Source organism: Anaerobacillus sp. ABA4_114 (assembly GCF_056159065.1).
Window position 1 is genome coordinate 631,414 of sequence record NZ_JBSWUM010000002.1, and the last position, 16,886, is coordinate 648,299.

The 16,886-nt window shown below is 35.2% G+C and carries 15 protein-coding genes and 1 pseudogene; 10 read left to right on the plus strand and 6 right to left on the minus strand.

All coding sequences use genetic code 11. The features are described from left to right. Nucleotides 1-15: 15 nt before the first annotated feature. Entirely contained in the window at nt 16-2,841 is a 2,826-nt protein-coding gene (locus ACXAEY_RS25070) for a PA14 domain-containing protein (RefSeq protein WP_474816254.1), read from the minus strand. Between the two features lie 196 nt (nt 2,842-3,037). Here ACXAEY_RS25070 and ACXAEY_RS25075 point away from each other — a divergent pair, with 196 nt between their 5' ends. The 4 genes and pseudogenes from ACXAEY_RS25075 (at nt 3,038) to tagH (ending at nt 8,075) form a co-directional block, all read left to right on the plus strand. Further along, nucleotides 3,038-5,209: a bifunctional glycosyltransferase/CDP-glycerol:glycerophosphate glycerophosphotransferase gene (locus tag ACXAEY_RS25075; protein WP_474816256.1), complete on the plus strand. Its 2,172-nt coding sequence runs from the start codon at nt 3,038-3,040 to the stop codon at nt 5,207-5,209. A 92-nt stretch (nt 5,210-5,301) separates the two neighbouring features. Beyond that, nucleotides 5,302-6,471: pseudogene (locus tag ACXAEY_RS25080) on the plus strand (CDP-glycerol glycerophosphotransferase family protein); the annotation flags it as partial. Continuing rightward, nucleotides 6,468-7,286 carry an ABC transporter permease gene (locus ACXAEY_RS25085; RefSeq protein ID WP_474816257.1) on the plus strand — a complete coding sequence of 273 codons (819 nt, stop codon included), beginning with the start codon at nt 6,468-6,470 and terminating at the stop codon, nt 7,284-7,286. The pseudogene ACXAEY_RS25080 and the gene ACXAEY_RS25085, both read left to right, overlap by 4 nt. A 15-nt stretch (nt 7,287-7,301) precedes the next feature. Continuing rightward, the gene (tagH, locus tag ACXAEY_RS25090) at nt 7,302-8,075 is read left to right on the plus strand and encodes a teichoic acids export ABC transporter ATP-binding subunit TagH (RefSeq protein WP_474816259.1); all 774 of its coding nucleotides are present in this window, start codon (nt 7,302-7,304) and stop codon (nt 8,073-8,075) included. A gap of 285 nt (nt 8,076-8,360) precedes the next feature. Here the strand turns inward: tagH and ACXAEY_RS25095 are convergent, their stop codons facing one another. Next, nucleotides 8,361-9,020, minus strand: a complete 660-nt coding sequence (locus ACXAEY_RS25095; RefSeq protein ID WP_474816261.1) for a hypothetical protein — start codon at nt 9,018-9,020, stop codon at nt 8,361-8,363. Between the two features lie 76 nt (nt 9,021-9,096). Between ACXAEY_RS25095 and murC the strand changes: the two genes are divergently transcribed. After that, complete coding sequence (gene murC / locus ACXAEY_RS25100; protein ID WP_474816263.1) at nt 9,097-10,389, plus strand: UDP-N-acetylmuramate--L-alanine ligase; 1,293 nt, start codon at nt 9,097-9,099, stop codon at nt 10,387-10,389. Nucleotides 10,390-10,565: 176 nt separating this feature from the next. On the opposite strand, the gene ACXAEY_RS25105 is transcribed toward murC, so the two are convergent. Then, complete coding sequence (locus ACXAEY_RS25105; RefSeq protein WP_474816265.1) at nt 10,566-11,258, minus strand: HNH endonuclease; 693 nt, start codon at nt 11,256-11,258, stop codon at nt 10,566-10,568. A gap of 157 nt (nt 11,259-11,415) precedes the next feature. Between ACXAEY_RS25105 and ACXAEY_RS25110 the strand changes: the two genes are divergently transcribed. Then, nucleotides 11,416-11,886 (plus strand): hypothetical protein, encoded by a 471-nt coding sequence (locus ACXAEY_RS25110; protein WP_474816267.1) that lies wholly within the window; start codon nt 11,416-11,418, stop codon nt 11,884-11,886. 62 nt (nt 11,887-11,948) lie between these two features. On the opposite strand, the gene clpP is transcribed toward ACXAEY_RS25110, so the two are convergent. Both clpP and ACXAEY_RS25120 read right to left on the minus strand, forming a co-directional pair. Beyond that, the gene (gene clpP / locus ACXAEY_RS25115; protein ID WP_474816269.1) at nt 11,949-12,530 is read right to left on the minus strand and encodes an ATP-dependent Clp endopeptidase proteolytic subunit ClpP; all 582 of its coding nucleotides are present in this window, start codon (nt 12,528-12,530) and stop codon (nt 11,949-11,951) included. A 70-nt stretch (nt 12,531-12,600) separates the two neighbouring features. After that, entirely contained in the window at nt 12,601-13,077 is a 477-nt protein-coding gene (locus ACXAEY_RS25120) for an AAA family ATPase (protein ID WP_474816270.1), read from the minus strand. A gap of 201 nt (nt 13,078-13,278) precedes the next feature. Here ACXAEY_RS25120 and motA point away from each other — a divergent pair, with 201 nt between their 5' ends. From motA to ACXAEY_RS25135, 3 genes are read left to right on the plus strand one after another with little or no spacing between them, the layout of a single operon-like run. Next, nucleotides 13,279-14,064, plus strand: a complete 786-nt coding sequence (gene motA / locus ACXAEY_RS25125; protein WP_474816272.1) for a flagellar motor stator protein MotA — start codon at nt 13,279-13,281, stop codon at nt 14,062-14,064. Nucleotides 14,065-14,066: 2 nt separating this feature from the next. After that, nucleotides 14,067-14,840: a flagellar motor protein MotB gene (locus tag ACXAEY_RS25130; RefSeq protein WP_474816274.1), complete on the plus strand. Its 774-nt coding sequence runs from the start codon at nt 14,067-14,069 to the stop codon at nt 14,838-14,840. After that, entirely contained in the window at nt 14,833-15,354 is a 522-nt protein-coding gene (locus ACXAEY_RS25135) for a hypothetical protein (protein ID WP_474816276.1), read from the plus strand. The genes ACXAEY_RS25130 and ACXAEY_RS25135 overlap by 8 nt, the downstream gene beginning before the upstream one ends. A gap of 416 nt (nt 15,355-15,770) precedes the next feature. Here the strand turns inward: ACXAEY_RS25135 and ACXAEY_RS25140 are convergent, their stop codons facing one another. Next, on the minus strand, nt 15,771-16,151 hold the full coding sequence (locus tag ACXAEY_RS25140) for a S1 RNA-binding domain-containing protein (protein WP_474816277.1): 381 nt from the start codon (nt 16,149-16,151) through the stop codon (nt 15,771-15,773). Between the two features lie 119 nt (nt 16,152-16,270). Here ACXAEY_RS25140 and ACXAEY_RS25145 point away from each other — a divergent pair, with 119 nt between their 5' ends. Next, complete coding sequence (locus ACXAEY_RS25145) at nt 16,271-16,828, plus strand: SH3 domain-containing protein (protein ID WP_474816279.1); 558 nt, start codon at nt 16,271-16,273, stop codon at nt 16,826-16,828. Nucleotides 16,829-16,886: the final 58 nt, after the last annotated feature.

Genomic DNA, 16,886 nt, shown 5'->3' on the forward strand with positions numbered 1-16,886 from the left:
AAAAATTTAGTGGTTTTACTGTTTCACAATGTTTGGATTGCTCAATGACCCTGTATCGACCCATAACAGTTTGTCATTATAATGGATCTGTAGCCAATCGCCGTTTTTTATACTATTGTCAGAGCTATCTAATACTGATGCTACTAACTCTCTGGATAAGTTGCCTTCTACATTAGAATTTGAAGACGGTTCGCTTTGAACTTCTAATTGAGACACATTCACTTCGTAAAGATTCAACGAATTAACATAAGAGGAGCTTACCCAACCTACATTGTTTTGGTAGGAAGCCTTAAACCATCCGTTCTTATCTTTACCTAAAATTCTTATTATTGATTGGTGAGGGATCGCACCTACCACTCCATATGAAGGGCTAGGTCCCGAACGGATATTTAATGTATCGTTTGGTGTATTAGTTTTTCCAATTACATGTTCAGGGAGATTCTCAAAATAGTTTTCGTTCCCAGACGAAGAGGGTTGATTATTAAATTGAGGAGTCTCGAAAGTTAAAGAGTAACTATCCATCAAATCATAGATTTTTCGAATACTATCAGTTTGTTTAGCTGCCCATCCAATATCCGTAGCGTATTGGTGGACCGGTCGGTTAATATTGGTTATCCCTAAAGGGTTCCATCGCATTTTGAATAACGTGTTTTGATTATAATTATTATGTATGTATTTTTCGCCAACAAATTTTGCCCCGCCAAATATGGCAGACTCGGGGGTTGTCCACCCATTTTTATAAGCAGTCTCAGAGCCACATCTTTTTGGACAACTATCGACAGCGCCAATTCCATACATGTTATAAACTACTTTAGGATCTACCGGATTTCCGTCAACTTCATCAACTAAGATACCGGTTGAAAGACTCGAACTTCCTTTCCCTGTTTCCAAGAGCGCATGCGAGATAAGGTAAACTTCATTTATATTGTGAGATTTAGCAGCATCAATAAATGTTTGAGCTTGCCCTTCCAATATTCCAGCTCCTGATAGAACTTTTGTATTTATCTCGTTGGTATTTATACCTGTAGGCTGTGAAAGGTCTAAAAACTGAAAATAATCTTTGGAATTCTTGTTAAAGTTATTTGAGTTTATGTAGTACCTGACTTGGTCTCTCGAAGCATCGCCCCATCCGCCTGTACGAAAAGACGTCTGAGGCTTAACTGCCATTTGCTTGTCCAATACGTTGTTAAAATCTATATCATAATTTGCAGAAATATACTCTTTTGATTTATAAGGGGTTAAATTTAATTTAAGGTTTGCTATACCGTTACTACCTTCATAATGTTTTACGACTATTTTGTGGTCGCCTTCGGGCAAGTTAATTTCTTTTTCCCAGGCTCCATTACCCCTATTGTTCCAGCGGTCCATAACTAATTGTTCATTAATAAAGACCTGAACCCCATCATTTCCTTTTACAGATAGTAAATGATTGCCTCCATGGGTTGAATAGCCCTTTTGAAAGTATGTAGAAAAGTTATCCGCCGGCATATCAATGGAGGGTGACTTCCAACCCCAGTTTAAGTCTAAATTGGGCGTCGATGTGTTTTTTAGTAACGTAGAAGATTCTCCTGTTAAGTTTGGATTTGAAAATGCCACACCATACCAATCATTATCTTTATACTCCTCATATGATAACGATATATTGGAAACGTCCAAATCTTCTTTATGCTTAATGAGTAATCGATGCTTACCTTCATCCATGAATAGCGGTATTGTGAAAGTGTTTTGTGTTTGATTCTGCATTTTGTCCAATACCAACTTTCCATCAACATAGAGTTCGAACCCATCACTTGATGAAGCTTTGAAGTTATAAACTCCTTTACTCACTTCGATATGCCGCTGAAAAATTGAAGAAAAGGAGTCATTAGGTATTCCTTTTGATGGAGATGAGGTTCCCCAATCCATATCAAGAGTAGGCAGTTGAGGTTTGTATCCCAATAAAGAAGTATTCCCGCTATAATCTGGATTTGAGAAAGCCAAACCATACCAGCGATTATCCCTCATTAGGTCATCGATTGAGAAATTCAATTCAGCCACCCCTACTATTTCTTTGTACTTAATGCGTATTGAGTGACTACCTTTATCTAAATATATAGGTTTTGCGAAAAAATCAAGAGCTTGATTATCCCATTCATCAATGATCAATTTGTTATCAACGTAGACTTTTACGCCATCATTTGCCCAAGTGCGGATATTGTAAATGCCTTCCTCTACATCAACTTTCCTTTGAAAAAATGTCGAAAACCCATCGTTAGGGATGTTACCAGCGGGAGATCCCCATCCCCAATCTTTATTCAAGGTATGTATTTGTGGTTTATAACCAAGCAATGCAGTATCTCCAGAGAAGTGTGAATCAGAAAAAGCCATACCGTACCACCTGTTGTCTCTCATGAGATCATCAATCTCGAACTTCAACTGAGCAACTCCGACAATTTCTTTATACTTTATCTCTATATTGTGGTTGCCTTCTGTAAGATAAAGAGGTTTTGCAAAGAAATCTAAACTTTTATTATTCCAACCATTGATTTGAAGCACTCCATCCACGTATACTAACACCCCATCATTCGCCCAAACGCGTAAATTGTAAACGCCTTCTTCGAAATAACGGTCGCGTGAAAATATAGCAGAAAAGTGGTCTTCTGGTATCCCAGGAGGTGAGCCTCCGCCCCAATTGTAATCAATAATGTCCGTTTTAACTTTGTGGGGGGTACCTTCGAAGTTTTCACTTGGATAAAAAGTCCCTGACCAACCATCTTCAGCACTAGCATTAGTAGCAAAAGTAGATAAAAGGATCATTATTAATAGAAACTGCACGTAAAGTAATCGTTTTAACACATTCACCTGTGTATCACCCCAAAAAAGTAAAAAGTCCAGTCTATATAAAAGTAGAGTGGTTCTAACTTAGTACCTTTTTTTTTGATTAAAAAGCCATGGGATAACACAATTCGACAAAGGTTTTTTAGATATTAATAAAATCATGTAGAAGAAGACTATTACGAGATTAGTTGTTCCTTATCAAATACTGGAGGTTTTACAAATGTGCGATATCTCAATCATAATCCCAACCTACAATGTTAGTAAGTACATCAGAGATGCAATGGATTCGATCAACGAGCAGAGTTTTAAAGGTGAGACGGAAATTATTGTTATTGATGATTGCTCTACAGATAATACAGTGGAAATCATTAAAGAATACCAAGATAAATGGGGAGAACATAAGGTTAAGCTAATACAACAACCAGAAAATTTAAAGCAGGGTGCTGCCAGAAATAAAGGAATGGAAGTCGCCAACGGTAAGTATATTTTCTTCTTAGACGGCGACGATTTTATCAAACCTGATGCCTTAGAAAAGTTATTTAATAAGGCAGAGAATGATAATTGTGATTTCGTTGTATGCGACTGGATCTTCCATTACGAGGACAAGGGAACGGTTTACGTAAATAATGATAGGTTTTTATTTAAAGATTTACTTATCGATGAAGAGTGTGAAATGTTGTTTGAAGCAATCACGTACTTTACCGTAAACAAACTCTATAAAAAAGAGTTTCTTAATGGAAACAAGATAAAGTACGGAGAGGGATATATTTATGAGGATTTTGAGTTTTATGTTCAAGTAACTCAAAGCGCAGATAGAGTTGGTATAATTCAAAACCCATTATACATAGTCAGAGTTAATGACGATTCCACTACGAAAACCCAAAGAGGGAGCACCATACATGTTGACTCGTTTTTAAAGGCTGTTAAAAAATCCTTATCCTTATTTCAACCCAGAAAAGACATTTCGTATTATCAACTCTTCAAACATCTGATATGGAAGACTATAAGTTACGCCAATCATAGAGCGCCAAAAGGTGAAAAGCGGAAAACAATTAAAAGGGTGCTTAGTGTACTAAATTCAACTAAGACCGACTACAATGTTCCGAAAAACATAGTAGCAAGAAATCATTTTTTCTTTAGGAGAAAATATGTCCAGAGAGGAAATGTAAATAAGATAATCATTGTCGACTGGTTAGACAGAAAAGGCTTATTGAAACCATCTTTTAAAATTGTAAGAAAAGCAAAGCGGAAAGTGCTTAATTCTAAGTGGGTTAAATCCTTTCGGGCTAAGAGAAAGAAAAAGAAGGTCAGGGAAATGCGTAGTAAGCCCATCGATCAGAACACGATCTTGTTCCTAGGCTTTGATTATAAATACACTGGTAATTCGAGATACTTTTATGAGTTCTTGAATAGTCAGGACCACAATTACAACGTTTACTTTGCAACTAAAGATAAAAGAGTGCCCAAAGAGCAAAGAGTGAATCCGCGTAGTATGGATTTCTACAAGAAATTATACGCAGCTAAATTTGTCTTTTCAGAGAGTTGGGTACCGTTAGACTTTGTTAAAAGAGCGGAGACTACATGGATTCAATTATGGCATGGTACTCCATTTAAGAAATTACTCTTTGATAGTCATGAAAAATATATTTCCAGTAAAAACAGAAATCATAAGAGGAATAAACACAAGGATATCTCTAGATGGGACTACTTGTTATCAGATTCTTTAACTGGAAAAGAAAAGTTCAAAACAGCATTTTCTTTTGACGATAATAGAATCTTAAATTTTGGGTACCCAAGGGTTCAGTGGTTAAAAGAAAATGTTCACAATGAAGTGATAAAAAACGAGATAAAAGAAAAACTCGGTATCCCAAACGAGAAGAAGGTCTTACTATATGTCCCTACGTGGAGAGACTATAACTTTAAAAAGGGTTCGAGGGATTTTTCTTACCTTATGGATTTGGAGAAAGTATCTCAGGAGCTAGGGGATGATTACGTATTAATAAAGAAAGATCACAGTATGGAACGTAACTCTAGCCTAGGTTCAAAGGTGATTACCCCTAATTCTCAACTTGATATACAAGAACTAATTTTGGTTTCAGATGTGTTAGTTAGTGATTATTCTTCAGTTGTATTTGATGGACTAACTGTAAGCAAACCTATTTATTTCTTTATCAAAGATCTAGAGGCTTACGAAGAGGCGCGTGGAGTATATAAAGATATTTATCATTCTTTAGAGGGGCTTACTTCTGATAACGAGGAAGAATTAGCTCAAATGATAAAGGACCGACAAACTCTTAGTAAAGAAGAAATAAAAGGGCTCTGTAATGTAGAAGATGACAGCAATAGCAGATTATTAAACAAACTTAATGAAATCTCAAAAGCCGGTAGTTGATTATCGGCTTTTGAGTATCTGTCTTCAGTATGTGCTATTTAGGAAAAGGGGCTGCACTTTGATTCCAATAGTAAAGGAGCAATAAGATGAAGAGGTTATTAATAAAAGTCTATAAAACGCTCTTTCATATACTTAGTTTCATGCCTAAGAATAAGAAACTCATAGTGTTTGAAAGTTTTTTAGGGAAGCAATATAGCGATAATCCTAGAGCTATGTATGAATATATGAAAGAACATTACCCTCAATATAAGATGATTTGGAGCGTGGATCGTCGTTATATAAATCTATTTGAAGAAAAGGAAGTTAGATATGTAAAAAGGCTTTCTGTAAAGTGGTTATTCACGATGACAAGAGCCGGTTACTGGGTGACTAACAGTAGGTTACCGAATTGGCTTACAAAGTCACAGAAAACAACTTACGTCCAAACTTGGCACGGAACACCTCTAAAGCGTCTAGCTAATGATATGGATGAGGTGCACATGCCAGGGACGGATAAGGAGAGATACAAAAGGAACTTTACTAAAGAAGCAAGTAAATGGGATTACTTAGTATCACCCAACCGCTATTCAACGGATATTTTTAGAAGAGCTTTTCAATTCAACAATGCCGTTGTCGAGTCTGGGTATCCAAGAAATGATTTTTTAGTCAAAGGGAACAATGCGGACACCATAAAGAGACTTAGAAAAAGTATGGGCTTGCCGGAAGATAAGAAAATTATTCTATATGCTCCTACTTGGAGAGATAATCAATATCACTCTAAAGGTAAATATAAGTTCGAACTTCAACTCGACATTGAACAATTAAAAGAACAATTAGGCGATGACTATATTATCCTATTTAGAATGCATTATCTTGTTGCGGACAAGATGGATTTGAACCAATACAGAGGGTTCGCTTATGATTTTTCTAATTATGAAGATTTAAGAAACCTCTATCTCGTATCAGATCTATTAGTAACAGATTATTCTTCGGTCTTTTTTGACTACAGCATATTGAATAGACCTATACTATTCTTTACTTATGATTTAGAAGAGTATCGAGATCAATTAAGAGGATTCTATTTTGACTTTGAAAAGGATGCACCAGGAAAACTTGTGAATACTACACAAATGCTAATTAACGAGATTAACAGCATCGATAAACAATCAATTAAAGAGTTACAAGATACATACGAGGAATTCCGCAATAAATATTGCAGTTTGGAAGACGGAAGTGCTACAGAGCGGGTTGTAGAAAAGGTGTTTAAGAGGAGTAAGCAATGAGAAGCTCATTAATAGTTTTAAAAGAACAAGTCAAGAACTTTTACTTAATAAGGAGGCTATCTCTTTATGAGTTAAAAGTAAAAAACCAAAATAATTATCTTGGAACCGCTTGGGAGATTATTAACCCTCTCATACAAATTCTAATCTATTGGTTCGTATTCCAAAGCGTAAGGCAAAGAGATGAAATTGAAATGTTACCAGGAGTAGATGTCCCATTTATTCTCTGGTTGATATCGGCTTTCGTCTTATGGACTTTCTTCTACAAAGCGACCATAGAAGGTTCTAAATCCATATATAGTAGAATCAAAGTGTTATCAAGGATGAATTTCCCGCTAAGTGTGATCCCTAACATAGTCATGTTCTCTAACTTCTACATACATATTGTCATGCTGTGCATTGTGATTTTAATATTCCAGATATCAGGGTTCTACTTAACAGTCTATTTCCTTCAAATTTTTTATTTCTTAGCAGCGACCTTTTTCCTGGTATTTGGTATATCACTTATAACATCCACACTTTCTACTATGATGAGAGATGTACATATGTTTCTAAATGCAACCTTACGAATGGTGCTGTATCTTTCACCTATCCTTTGGCAGATTGATATGTTAGGCGAACCAATTTCGACACTGGCTAAAATTAATCCGCTGTATTACTTGATAGAAGGTTACAGAGCTTCTTTTTTTGGAACTGAATGGTACTTTGTGAACAACTGGGAATATACTTTATATTTCTGGGTTGTAGCACTAATTATTATGTCAGTAGGGGCTATGATTCATTATAAATTCAGGAGGCACTTTATCGATTTTATATAGAGGTGGCGTGAAACTGTGGAAAAAACTATCATATTGAAAGATGTACAGAAAAAATACAAATTGTATAAAGGGAAAAAAGATCGGTTGTTGGATCTAATTACTCCAAAGGATTATGGAGAATCTTTTTATGCATTAAAGAAAATTGATTTTGAAGCTGAAAAAGGTGACGTCGTTGGGTTCGTTGGAATAAACGGGTCTGGAAAGTCGACACTATCGAATATTATTTCAGGGATTGTTCCAGAAACATCGGGAGAAGTGATGGTTAATGGAGAAGCAGCTTTAATAGCTGTGGCGTCGGGATTAAAAGCTAATCTGACTGGAAGAGAAAATATCGAAATGAAATGTCTTATGCTAGGTTTCAGCAAGAAAGAAATTAAACAATTGGAACCTAAGATTATGGATTTTGCGGAATTGGGAAAATTCATCGACCAACCGGTTAAGTCCTATTCTAGTGGCATGAAATCAAGGCTGGGTTTCTCTATATCAATAAATGTCGATCCAGATGTCTTCATTATCGATGAGGCGTTGTCTGTCGGAGACAAAGCTTTTGCAGATAAGTGTCTGGCTAAGATAAAGGAATTCAAACAGAATGGGAAGACAATGATATTTGTAAGCCATTCAATCAAACAAATGGAGCAGTTCTGCAACAAAATACTTTGGCTTGAATACGGTAAAGTTAAGGATTTTGGGGACGCTAAGGAAATTTTGCCAAAGTACAACAAGTTTATAAATGACTATAAGAAAATGAGTCAGAATGAAAAAAAGATATATGAAAAAGAAAATAAATAAGATTAATAAACATGAGCCCAAAGAACCTATAGGTTTTTTGGGCTCATGTTTCGTATGGGATTCTGGATAACCCAGCCTGTTTTAAATAAGTTAAAAATTGCTCTTCATTCCTGTACAAAATAGAGGCTCTTAAAACTATTTTATCCTGTTCATAAGTAGTAATATTGATGATAGTAGACTTAGTAACTTTTATGTGCTCTATTATACCTTCTGGTGTTATCTCGGTTTCGTTCAAGAAATAAGTAACATCCATACTTTCCTTTATCGCAGTTATAGTAATGATCATTATTCAAATATCACTTTACTTTTAAAACTCTTCTTAAGGATTATGGCAAACTCATTATTTAGCAGTCTATGGGGGTCTTGCACCTTAAGAAGGCGTGGATTTTCATATATGACGTAAGAAATGACATCCAGTTGTCTTTTCTCATTTCTAAGTATAAACATCCTATTTGAATCCTTGAGAGACATTTTGCCATCTGAGGTTATAGACAGTGTACGCATTGTAGGTGTGCTTTCTTTTATAGCGGGAGAGAATATAGGATTTTTCATTTCAACGGTTCGGTCTTCTCTAATGGAATCTATTAGGCGTGTTACTATTTGTTTTTCATGGCGTATTTGGAAAGTTATAAATGTTTCATGGCGATAAACAGTGCTTTTCTTCAAGTTTAAGGATAGCTTGCTTCTAATTGAGGACAATAGTTCATCTTTTTCTTCTATAGGGATTTTAGATAGAGCTCTTTTTCTAAATGCTTTAGTTAATTCATGTGAAAACGTTGCTTTTAATTGAGCATAAAAAATTGAATCAATTATATATGAAGCTAATATAGTCGCTACGTGCTGCAAGGAAAAATACTCATAAGTAATATCATCTTTCCGGATGAGTTCTTTAGTTAAATATGTGTGTAAATCATTATTCTTAGTATATACAGTTAATTCAAACATGGGAATCACCTCATTCGTAGGTTCTGTTTTATAAAAGCGTTCCCTTTTTCATTAAAATCATCAAAAGGAGAGTAGTATGGAAAAATATCATTTTACAGGAATTAAAGGTTCAGGAATGAGTAGTTTAGCTCAAATACTCTTTGATTCTGGGCTACAAGTTCAAGGGTCCGACATTCAGGAAACAATCTTTACGCAAGTTGAATTAGAAAAAAGGGGAATACCTATATATCCTTTTTGCAAAGGAAATATTGATGAAAACACTATAGTGATATTGGGTAACGCATTCCCAGATACTCATCAAGAAGTAATAGAAGCGAACTCTCTAGGTATTGAAGTGGTAAGGTATCATCAGTTCTTGAAACGGTATATCGGTCGTTTTAGAAGTATCGGTGTAAGTGGGACGCACGGGAAAACCTCAACAACTAGCTTGTTATCTCATGTAATAGGTGGTGTTAGACCGCTGTCTTACCTTATCGGAGATGGAACAGGGAAGGGAGTAGAAGGAGCTGAATACTTTGCGTTCGAAGCGTGTGAATATAGAAGGCATTTTTTAGCTTATTCACCTGATTACGCAATTGTAACTAATATCGAGTTCGATCACCCAGATTACTTTAAAAACCTTTCCGATGTTAAGGAAGCTTTTTGTGACTATGTTGGTAGTGCTAGAAAAGCTATTGTGTGCGGCGATGACAAGATCGCCAAGTCTACCTTGGATAAATTCACTCCCCTGTTTTACGGATACGACAGTGATAATGATCTAATTGCAAAGAATGTAATAACAGACAGTAGGGGAACATCGTTTGAAGTGGAATATAGAGACGAGTCATTAGGAGAAGTTACGATTAATCAATACGGTGATCACCACGTATATAATAGTTTGTCAGTTATTGCGGTTTGTCTGTTAGAGGGACTGTCGTTAGACGAAGTAGCACCATTCTTTTCATCGTTCAAAGGGGCTAAAAGGCGTTTCCAAGTTGAAGAATTCAATGGTTCATATATTGTGGATGATTATGCTCATCATCCTACTGAAATTTCAGCAACAATCGAGTCGGCGAAGAAGAAGTTCAAGAATAAGGAAATTATAGCAATATTCCAGCCTCACACATATTCTAGAACGAAGAAATTCGCAAATGAATTCACTCATTCATTAAGTGCTGCTGATCACGTCTATGGTTGTCCTATATTTGGTTCTGCGAGAGAAATTGAAGGGGATACGAGGATAGAGGATATACTAAAACAGATACCAGGCTCTAAAACAATTACTCCTGAATCAATAAGAAAACTAAAACAACACCATGGGGGCGTTTTTCTATTTATGGGAGCTGGCGATGTAAAGAAATACATCGATGCATATAAATTAGAGTGTTAATAGAAGTGGCGTAGGGGGAGTGGGGGATATCGAGGGATATCTTCCATTGAGTCTGTAAATAAGTCAATAGAAAGAAATGAATTAGCAGAGTCCCTCGAATTAGCATGTAAAACAACAACAAAAACAGTAAAAAGCATGGTAAGCGTACCACCATGCTTTTTACTGTTTTTTCTATATCAAGCTAGTTGACAATCTCTTTGTTTCCTTCTCTTTTGGATCTTTTTTATGTATTCACCATAAGGAGTATTTCCCTTTTCGGTGTTATGAAACAAGCAAGAACAGCAAAGATTCTTGTCTTCATTAGTACCACCCATTGAGACAGGATTTTTATGGTCTAGAGATAGATACACCTTTCTCGATATTGGAAGCTGTTCAATTTTACAGTAGTGACATACATACCCATCTCTTTTAAAGATTCTGCTTCTAATCTTTGGATTATCGAGTATTTCATTGCGTACTTCATTCTTTCTCTTTTTTAAGAGGTACATATACTCAATGTGACCCAGACCTAATTCTTTTTTCTCCACATAACAGTTTAAACATAAACAGGTACCATTATATACTTTGGGCAATTCAGGATCTTTTCTGTGAGTACGCATATTATACTGACTTACTTTCCATAGCATTTTGAGATTATCATCTTTCTTAATGACTCGAACTTTGTTATTTCTAATCTTTTTCAAACAATATGAGCAACGAAAACCAGCTTTGCGAATGACATAGTTTTTGTCAGTCTCGTCTAGTCGTTTGGCAGTCCTTTTAGAGCGTTTAGGTAGTGAGTTAACTTTCCTAAAGCCATTCAACAAATCTTTGTATTGGTCAGTGATGTCATCAATAAACTCGGTGCCTTTAGGCAAGCTATTTTCCATTTAATCACCTCTTTTATTATTAATTTATATGTTTTGATAATATTTAACTTGTTTTATACAGTATATCAAATGAAACCATAAATCGTAGTGGTGTAGAACAAAAAATTTACATATAGAATATAACTGTTATAATTTCGAAAAAAAGCAGGTGAATATAATGTTCAAAAAAGTTATGTTAAAGAAAGCGCTATACGATTTGTTCTTAAAAAAGGATGATATCAACATGATCTTTCTGAATTTTAACGATGATAAGAAGTTAAGGAGTTTAGTAGAAAACATTGATGCTCGGTATGCAAAGTCCGTAGGGCAAGCGATAAGAAAAATTGATGATCCCAAAGCACCAACGGTAGCTGACAAAATTGAAGGTATGATCTTGACGAAAGAATATGGTAAAGCCATAGCACAGTATATTGAAAGGAATGAAGACGATAAAATAAGAGAAATTATAGAAAAGTATCCTAAAGAACACTCACTTATTCTATTTGAATATATTTTAGGTGAGGTACCTGAAAAGCATAAAAAACTAGCTAAGTATAGAGATTATGTAAATAGAACGATGGATTTATCTTTCTTATATAATGATAATCCTGAGGAAATGGCTGATATTATTGGAGAAGTAGCGTTCTAAGATCTAAGATATTTTATAAAAAGAGAAAGCATCCTAAACAATGTAGGATGCTTTTTTTAATATTATTTTTTGTAGATAATTTCATCTACCAAACCGTATTCTTTCGCTTCAGGAGCGGAAAGAAAATTATCTCGATCAGTATCGACTTCTAAACGTTCGAGAGATTGACCTGTTTGTTCAGCTAAAAGAGTATTAAGCTTCTTTCTCATGCTAATAATTCTCTCTGCGTGAATTTTAATATCAGAAGCTTGACCTTGCGCCCCACCTAGCGGTTGGTGAATCATTACTTCGCTGTTCGGAAGCGCATAACGCATTCCGGGCTCTCCTGAGCTCAAGAGGAATGCGCCCATGGAAGCAGCCATGCCTACACAGATGGTAGATACTTTTGGTTTGATAAATTGCATAGTATCGTAAATTGCCATCCCAGCTGTAATTGAACCACCAGGACTATTTATGTATAAAGAAATGTCTTTATCAGGATCTTCTGCTGCTAGAAAGAGTAGTTGTGAAACAATCGAATTTGAAACGTTATCATCAATTCCACTACCTAACATAATAATACGATCCTTTAGGAGTCTAGAATATATATCATAAGCTCTTTCGCCTCTACTTGTTTGTTCTACAACAGTTGGGATTAAATTCATTACTATTTCCTCCTAGTGATTACTTATTATATTTGGATTTTACACAATAAAATTTTAAAAAACAAATGTTTTAATAAAATAAATCATCTTCAGTAAGATAATTAATATTATCTATGCCTTCATCCATCGTTGGTATCTCTAAATTGTTTTTAGCTAGTTGTTCGATATATGTAATTGATACTTTTCTATCTTCTTCTACCCATTCATTTCGCTCTATAACTTTATTCGTTAACCAGCTTAAACTTGGATCGAACCAGTACAATGTAACTCTTGCATTATGCTTTTTTGCCATTTCTATGTAAGGTTTTCGAGAAGCAACAGACAAGAAAGGTCCATCAAGAATAATCCTTTCACCTTTTTTAAGATAAAACTGGGCAGAATTTAAGGCTACATTAAAGAACAACTTGTTAGTTGAAGGGCTCATTTTATAACTTCCTGTTACAGATCTTCTGATTTCATCCATATTTAGTTTGGTGCCTTCTAGTGAGTTTGAATAAAATGTTTTACCAGACCCAGGCAACCCCATTAAAATAATCATCTCTTCCATTCCTTCACCTCTCATCACTTAAAAAGACTCTTTTTCATGTAGTAAAAATAACATTTTTATATGTTTTAATAAAGTATTGCTAAATAAATTAATTTCGTAGCGGAATTTATGGTTAAAGTTTTTACCCCATTTTATTGATTTTTTCATAGATTGACATTAAAAATTGGTCGATTAGCTTACTCTGAAAGAGGTGATTTAGAGATGGATATTGCATCCCTTATAGGAATCATAGCGGGGTTTGCTACCCTGGTCCTTGGTATGATTGCGAAAGGAGCAGACCCGACCGCATTAATGCAACCAGCCGCATTGATTATAATATTTGGCGGATTGGCTGCTTGTTTATTAATAGCTTTCCCCATGAAAGATCTTAAAAAGCTACCACAATTATTTAGAGTTATCTTCAAAGATGAAAAGAAGCTAGAAGAAAAAGAACTTATACCGCTATTCAAAGAATGGGCAGGAATATCAAGGAAACAAGGCATTATGGGATTGGAAAAGGAAATCGACAAAGTAGATCAACCATTCTTGAAAAAGGGTTTTGAAATGATTTTAGAAGGGCAGTCTTCGGACTATGTAAAAGCATTATTGGAGGAAGAGTTAGCCTCCACTGAAGAAAGACACCGTGTTGGTGCTCATATATTTACACAGGCTGGTACATACGCTCCTACATTAGGAGTATTAGGGGCTGTTATGGGACTAGTTTCTGCATTGGGTAACTTGAATGACATAAACGCATTAGGTCACTCTATATCAGCTGCCTTTATCGCAACATTATTTGGTATTTTTACAGGATACGTACTTGCACATCCATTGGCAAACAAACTAAAAGAGAAATCAAAAGAAGAGATAAGAATTGGTGAATTTATTATTGAAGGAATACTGGCTATACAGGAAGGAAGGTCTCCTTACGTAATTGAGAAGCAGTTAATAACGTATCTGCCTCTACATGCTCGTAAAGCATTTGAAGAAGTAGAAGAGGAGGGATAATAATGGCTAAAAAGAAGAAAAGTCACGAAGAACACGTCGATGAAAGTTGGTTAATACCTTATGCCGACATCCTTACCCTTCTTTTAGCCCTCTTTATTGTATTGTTCGCTACTAGCCAAGTAGATCAAAAGAAATTTGAACAAATGGCAAAGTCATTAAATGCAGCATTTCATGGTTCCACATCTATCATGTCAGGTACAGATAATCCTCGCCAAGTGAGGGAATCCATAACAGAACCAGAGAAGAAAATGATGGCTGCTATTTCGGAGAATAGCAATCTTAAAAAAGTAAAGTCGCAAATAGATCAAAAAATAAAAGAAGAAGGTATGGAAGACCAAGTTAAAACATCGTTGAACGCTGAAGGTTTGAAGATAATATTAACTGATGAGGTTCTATTTAAATCGGGTGAGGCTATCATTAAAAAAGAGAATCAGGGTTTGCTTGATATAATACAAGTTTTAATTGGTGAGTTACTTAACCCTGTTAGGGTGAATGGATATACAGATAATGTACCAATAAGCACAGCAAAGTACCCTTCAAATTGGGAGCTATCTTCAGCAAGAGGAGTAGCGGTATTAAAGTTTTTAATTGAAGACTCCGATGAGATGGATCTAGGAAGATTCTCTAGCTCTGGATTTGGAGAGCATCAGCCTATCGCTTCTAATGAAGATGAGGAAGGAAGGGCGAAAAATAGAAGAGTGGAGATAGTAATTGAAAGAATCTACGGAGAAGGATTATTAAAACCAGAGGAAGAGGGAGGTGCATTAAATGAGTAAGAAATTAATTTTTATTGTGATTGGCGCGCTATTGTTAGTTGCAGGTGGAGTAGGAGGATACATGTATTTTACTAACTCCGAGGCAACTGAAGAAACTGATAAAAAAGAGAAGGAAAAAGTTTGGAACCCATATTCAACAAAGGAAAAACATATTAAAACGTTAAACGACTTCTTGATTTCAGCTGCAAACGGTGAATATACAACAAAGATGACTGTATCCATCGACCTAAAGGATGAAGAGGCTGTAAAGAAGTTTGAAGGGGAAGAATCACCTGAAGTAAAAGAAGAAGGCGGTAAAGGGCATGGAAGTAGCGGCGGAGACGAAGCACACTTAAGTCCAATGGAAGTTGAAATCAACTCATTAATAGGAACATTTATGTTAAACACTAAAGAAGAGACTCTAAAAGATAAAGAAACTCTTGAGAAAGAAATGATGAAATTCTTGAACAATAAGTTAGATTTAGGAGATCACTTTATACATAAAGTCCTTATAGAAAATTATGTGATTCAATAAGAGGAGGGTTTTACTCTTCTTTTTTTTAAAAAGGGTAATTTCGATTCTCAGATAAATAACTCTTAAAAAATACGGGGCGTGAAAGCATGGTACTTAGTATAGCGATTATGTGCTTTATGTTCATCCTCCCAAAAGCTTTCAAGAGAATGGCGATGGATCTTATTGTTACCAAAAATAAGAATGGAGTTATATATCTTTTACTTTCTAAGGTAATGTGGTGGATTGGAGCGACTACTATTACTCTTATTTGGGTAGAGGGTCATACATTAATACTCATATCGATATTGGTTACTGGGTTTTTATTTAAGTTGTTCTTAGATAGAAAGGCACTGGTGTTGGATGTATAAAGAAACTAAAGATAATTTGAAATAACCTCATTAACGTTGAAGTTAATGAGGTTATTCTTTTATCTAAGTTTAGAAGCGGTTATGCTTCTTGGTACCTTGTTTTCTTTCAGTATTTTTCTTAATTTGACTTTGAATTTCACCACTAGATTTCAAAAAGTTTTTCATTCTTTTTTCAAATACAATTTCTTTATTAACTGTTTCGTTAGCACGGAAAAGAGACATAGTGATTTTATTCCTTGCTCTATCAATGTTAACTACTCTAAGTTCGATTTCGTCACCTACTCTTACTACGTCTGTTACCTTGCGAACATATCCTTCTTTAAGCTCTCTGATTGGGAGAAAACCCATATCCCCGCTAGATAGTTTTACTTTTGCTCCAACTTCTCGATCATGCTTATTTTTGATAATCTTAACAATTCTACTGTTTAACAACTCGCCTACTTTTGGCATATATGAATAACCTCCTAAAATAAACTCATCTACCTTTTTCTCTCATATTGGGAAAGACTCTTTTAAAAAAAGGGAAAAATGTAAATGGAGATAAGATACTTCAGTGAGGGGGCAAGATAATGAATCAAAAATTATTGCAAAAATATTTAAAGAGAATGGTTACAACAATGGTTGTTTTCCTAGTCATTTCCACCTTATCTTTTACAGTATCTTTCCTGGCTTACAATAATTCTCAAGGGGCTTCCCCAACTAACATAAAAGCAATGACAAAGAAGATTAATCAACTAGACGAGGATTTAGCTGTTATAAACCAAAAAAGTACAAATATTGATAGTAGGCTAAGTGTAGTAGAGGAAGAACAGAAAGATTTGGATGTAATAATTCCTAAAGACAAAGATGTTGAGGAAAAGGCGAAAGAGCCAACAGACAAAAGCAATGAAGAGAGTAAAGAAGAAAATAATGAAGAAAAAACAGAATCCATTACATATCAAACAACTGCATCTCATCTAAATTTCAGAGCTAAAGCATCTACAGACTCTGGAGTAATTAAAGTTTTAACAAAGGGTGAGAAACTTACACCTACTGGGAAAACTAGCAGCGCGGGCGGTTACAACTGGATACAAGCAAAAGATACGTCTAATAAAGTCGGTTGGGTTGCTAAAAAGTTCTTGAAATAAAAAAGCAGAGCGGATTACGCTCCGCTTTTTTTATTTCAAAATCGCGCTCAATTATAAT

Coding starts and splice junctions, on each gene's coding strand:
- ACXAEY_RS25075 (WP_474816256.1), top strand. CDS start 3,038: ATGTGCGATATCTCAATCATAATCCCAACCTACAATGTTAGTAAGTAC.
- ACXAEY_RS25085 (WP_474816257.1), top strand. CDS start 6,468: ATGAGAAGCTCATTAATAGTTTTAAAAGAACAAGTCAAGAACTTTTAC.
- ACXAEY_RS25095 (WP_474816261.1), bottom strand. CDS start 9,020: ATGTTTGAATTAACTGTATATACTAAGAATAATGATTTACACACATAT.
- murC (WP_474816263.1), top strand. CDS start 9,097: ATGGAAAAATATCATTTTACAGGAATTAAAGGTTCAGGAATGAGTAGT.
- ACXAEY_RS25105 (WP_474816265.1), bottom strand. CDS start 11,258: ATGGAAAATAGCTTGCCTAAAGGCACCGAGTTTATTGATGACATCACT.
- ACXAEY_RS25110 (WP_474816267.1), top strand. CDS start 11,416: ATGTTCAAAAAAGTTATGTTAAAGAAAGCGCTATACGATTTGTTCTTA.
- clpP (WP_474816269.1), bottom strand. CDS start 12,530: ATGAATTTAATCCCAACTGTTGTAGAACAAACAAGTAGAGGCGAAAGA.
- ACXAEY_RS25120 (WP_474816270.1), bottom strand. CDS start 13,077: ATGGAAGAGATGATTATTTTAATGGGGTTGCCTGGGTCTGGTAAAACA.
- motA (WP_474816272.1), top strand. CDS start 13,279: ATGGATATTGCATCCCTTATAGGAATCATAGCGGGGTTTGCTACCCTG.
- ACXAEY_RS25130 (WP_474816274.1), top strand. CDS start 14,067: ATGGCTAAAAAGAAGAAAAGTCACGAAGAACACGTCGATGAAAGTTGG.
- ACXAEY_RS25135 (WP_474816276.1), top strand. CDS start 14,833: ATGAGTAAGAAATTAATTTTTATTGTGATTGGCGCGCTATTGTTAGTT.
- ACXAEY_RS25140 (WP_474816277.1), bottom strand. CDS start 16,151: ATGCCAAAAGTAGGCGAGTTGTTAAACAGTAGAATTGTTAAGATTATC.
- ACXAEY_RS25145 (WP_474816279.1), top strand. CDS start 16,271: ATGAATCAAAAATTATTGCAAAAATATTTAAAGAGAATGGTTACAACA.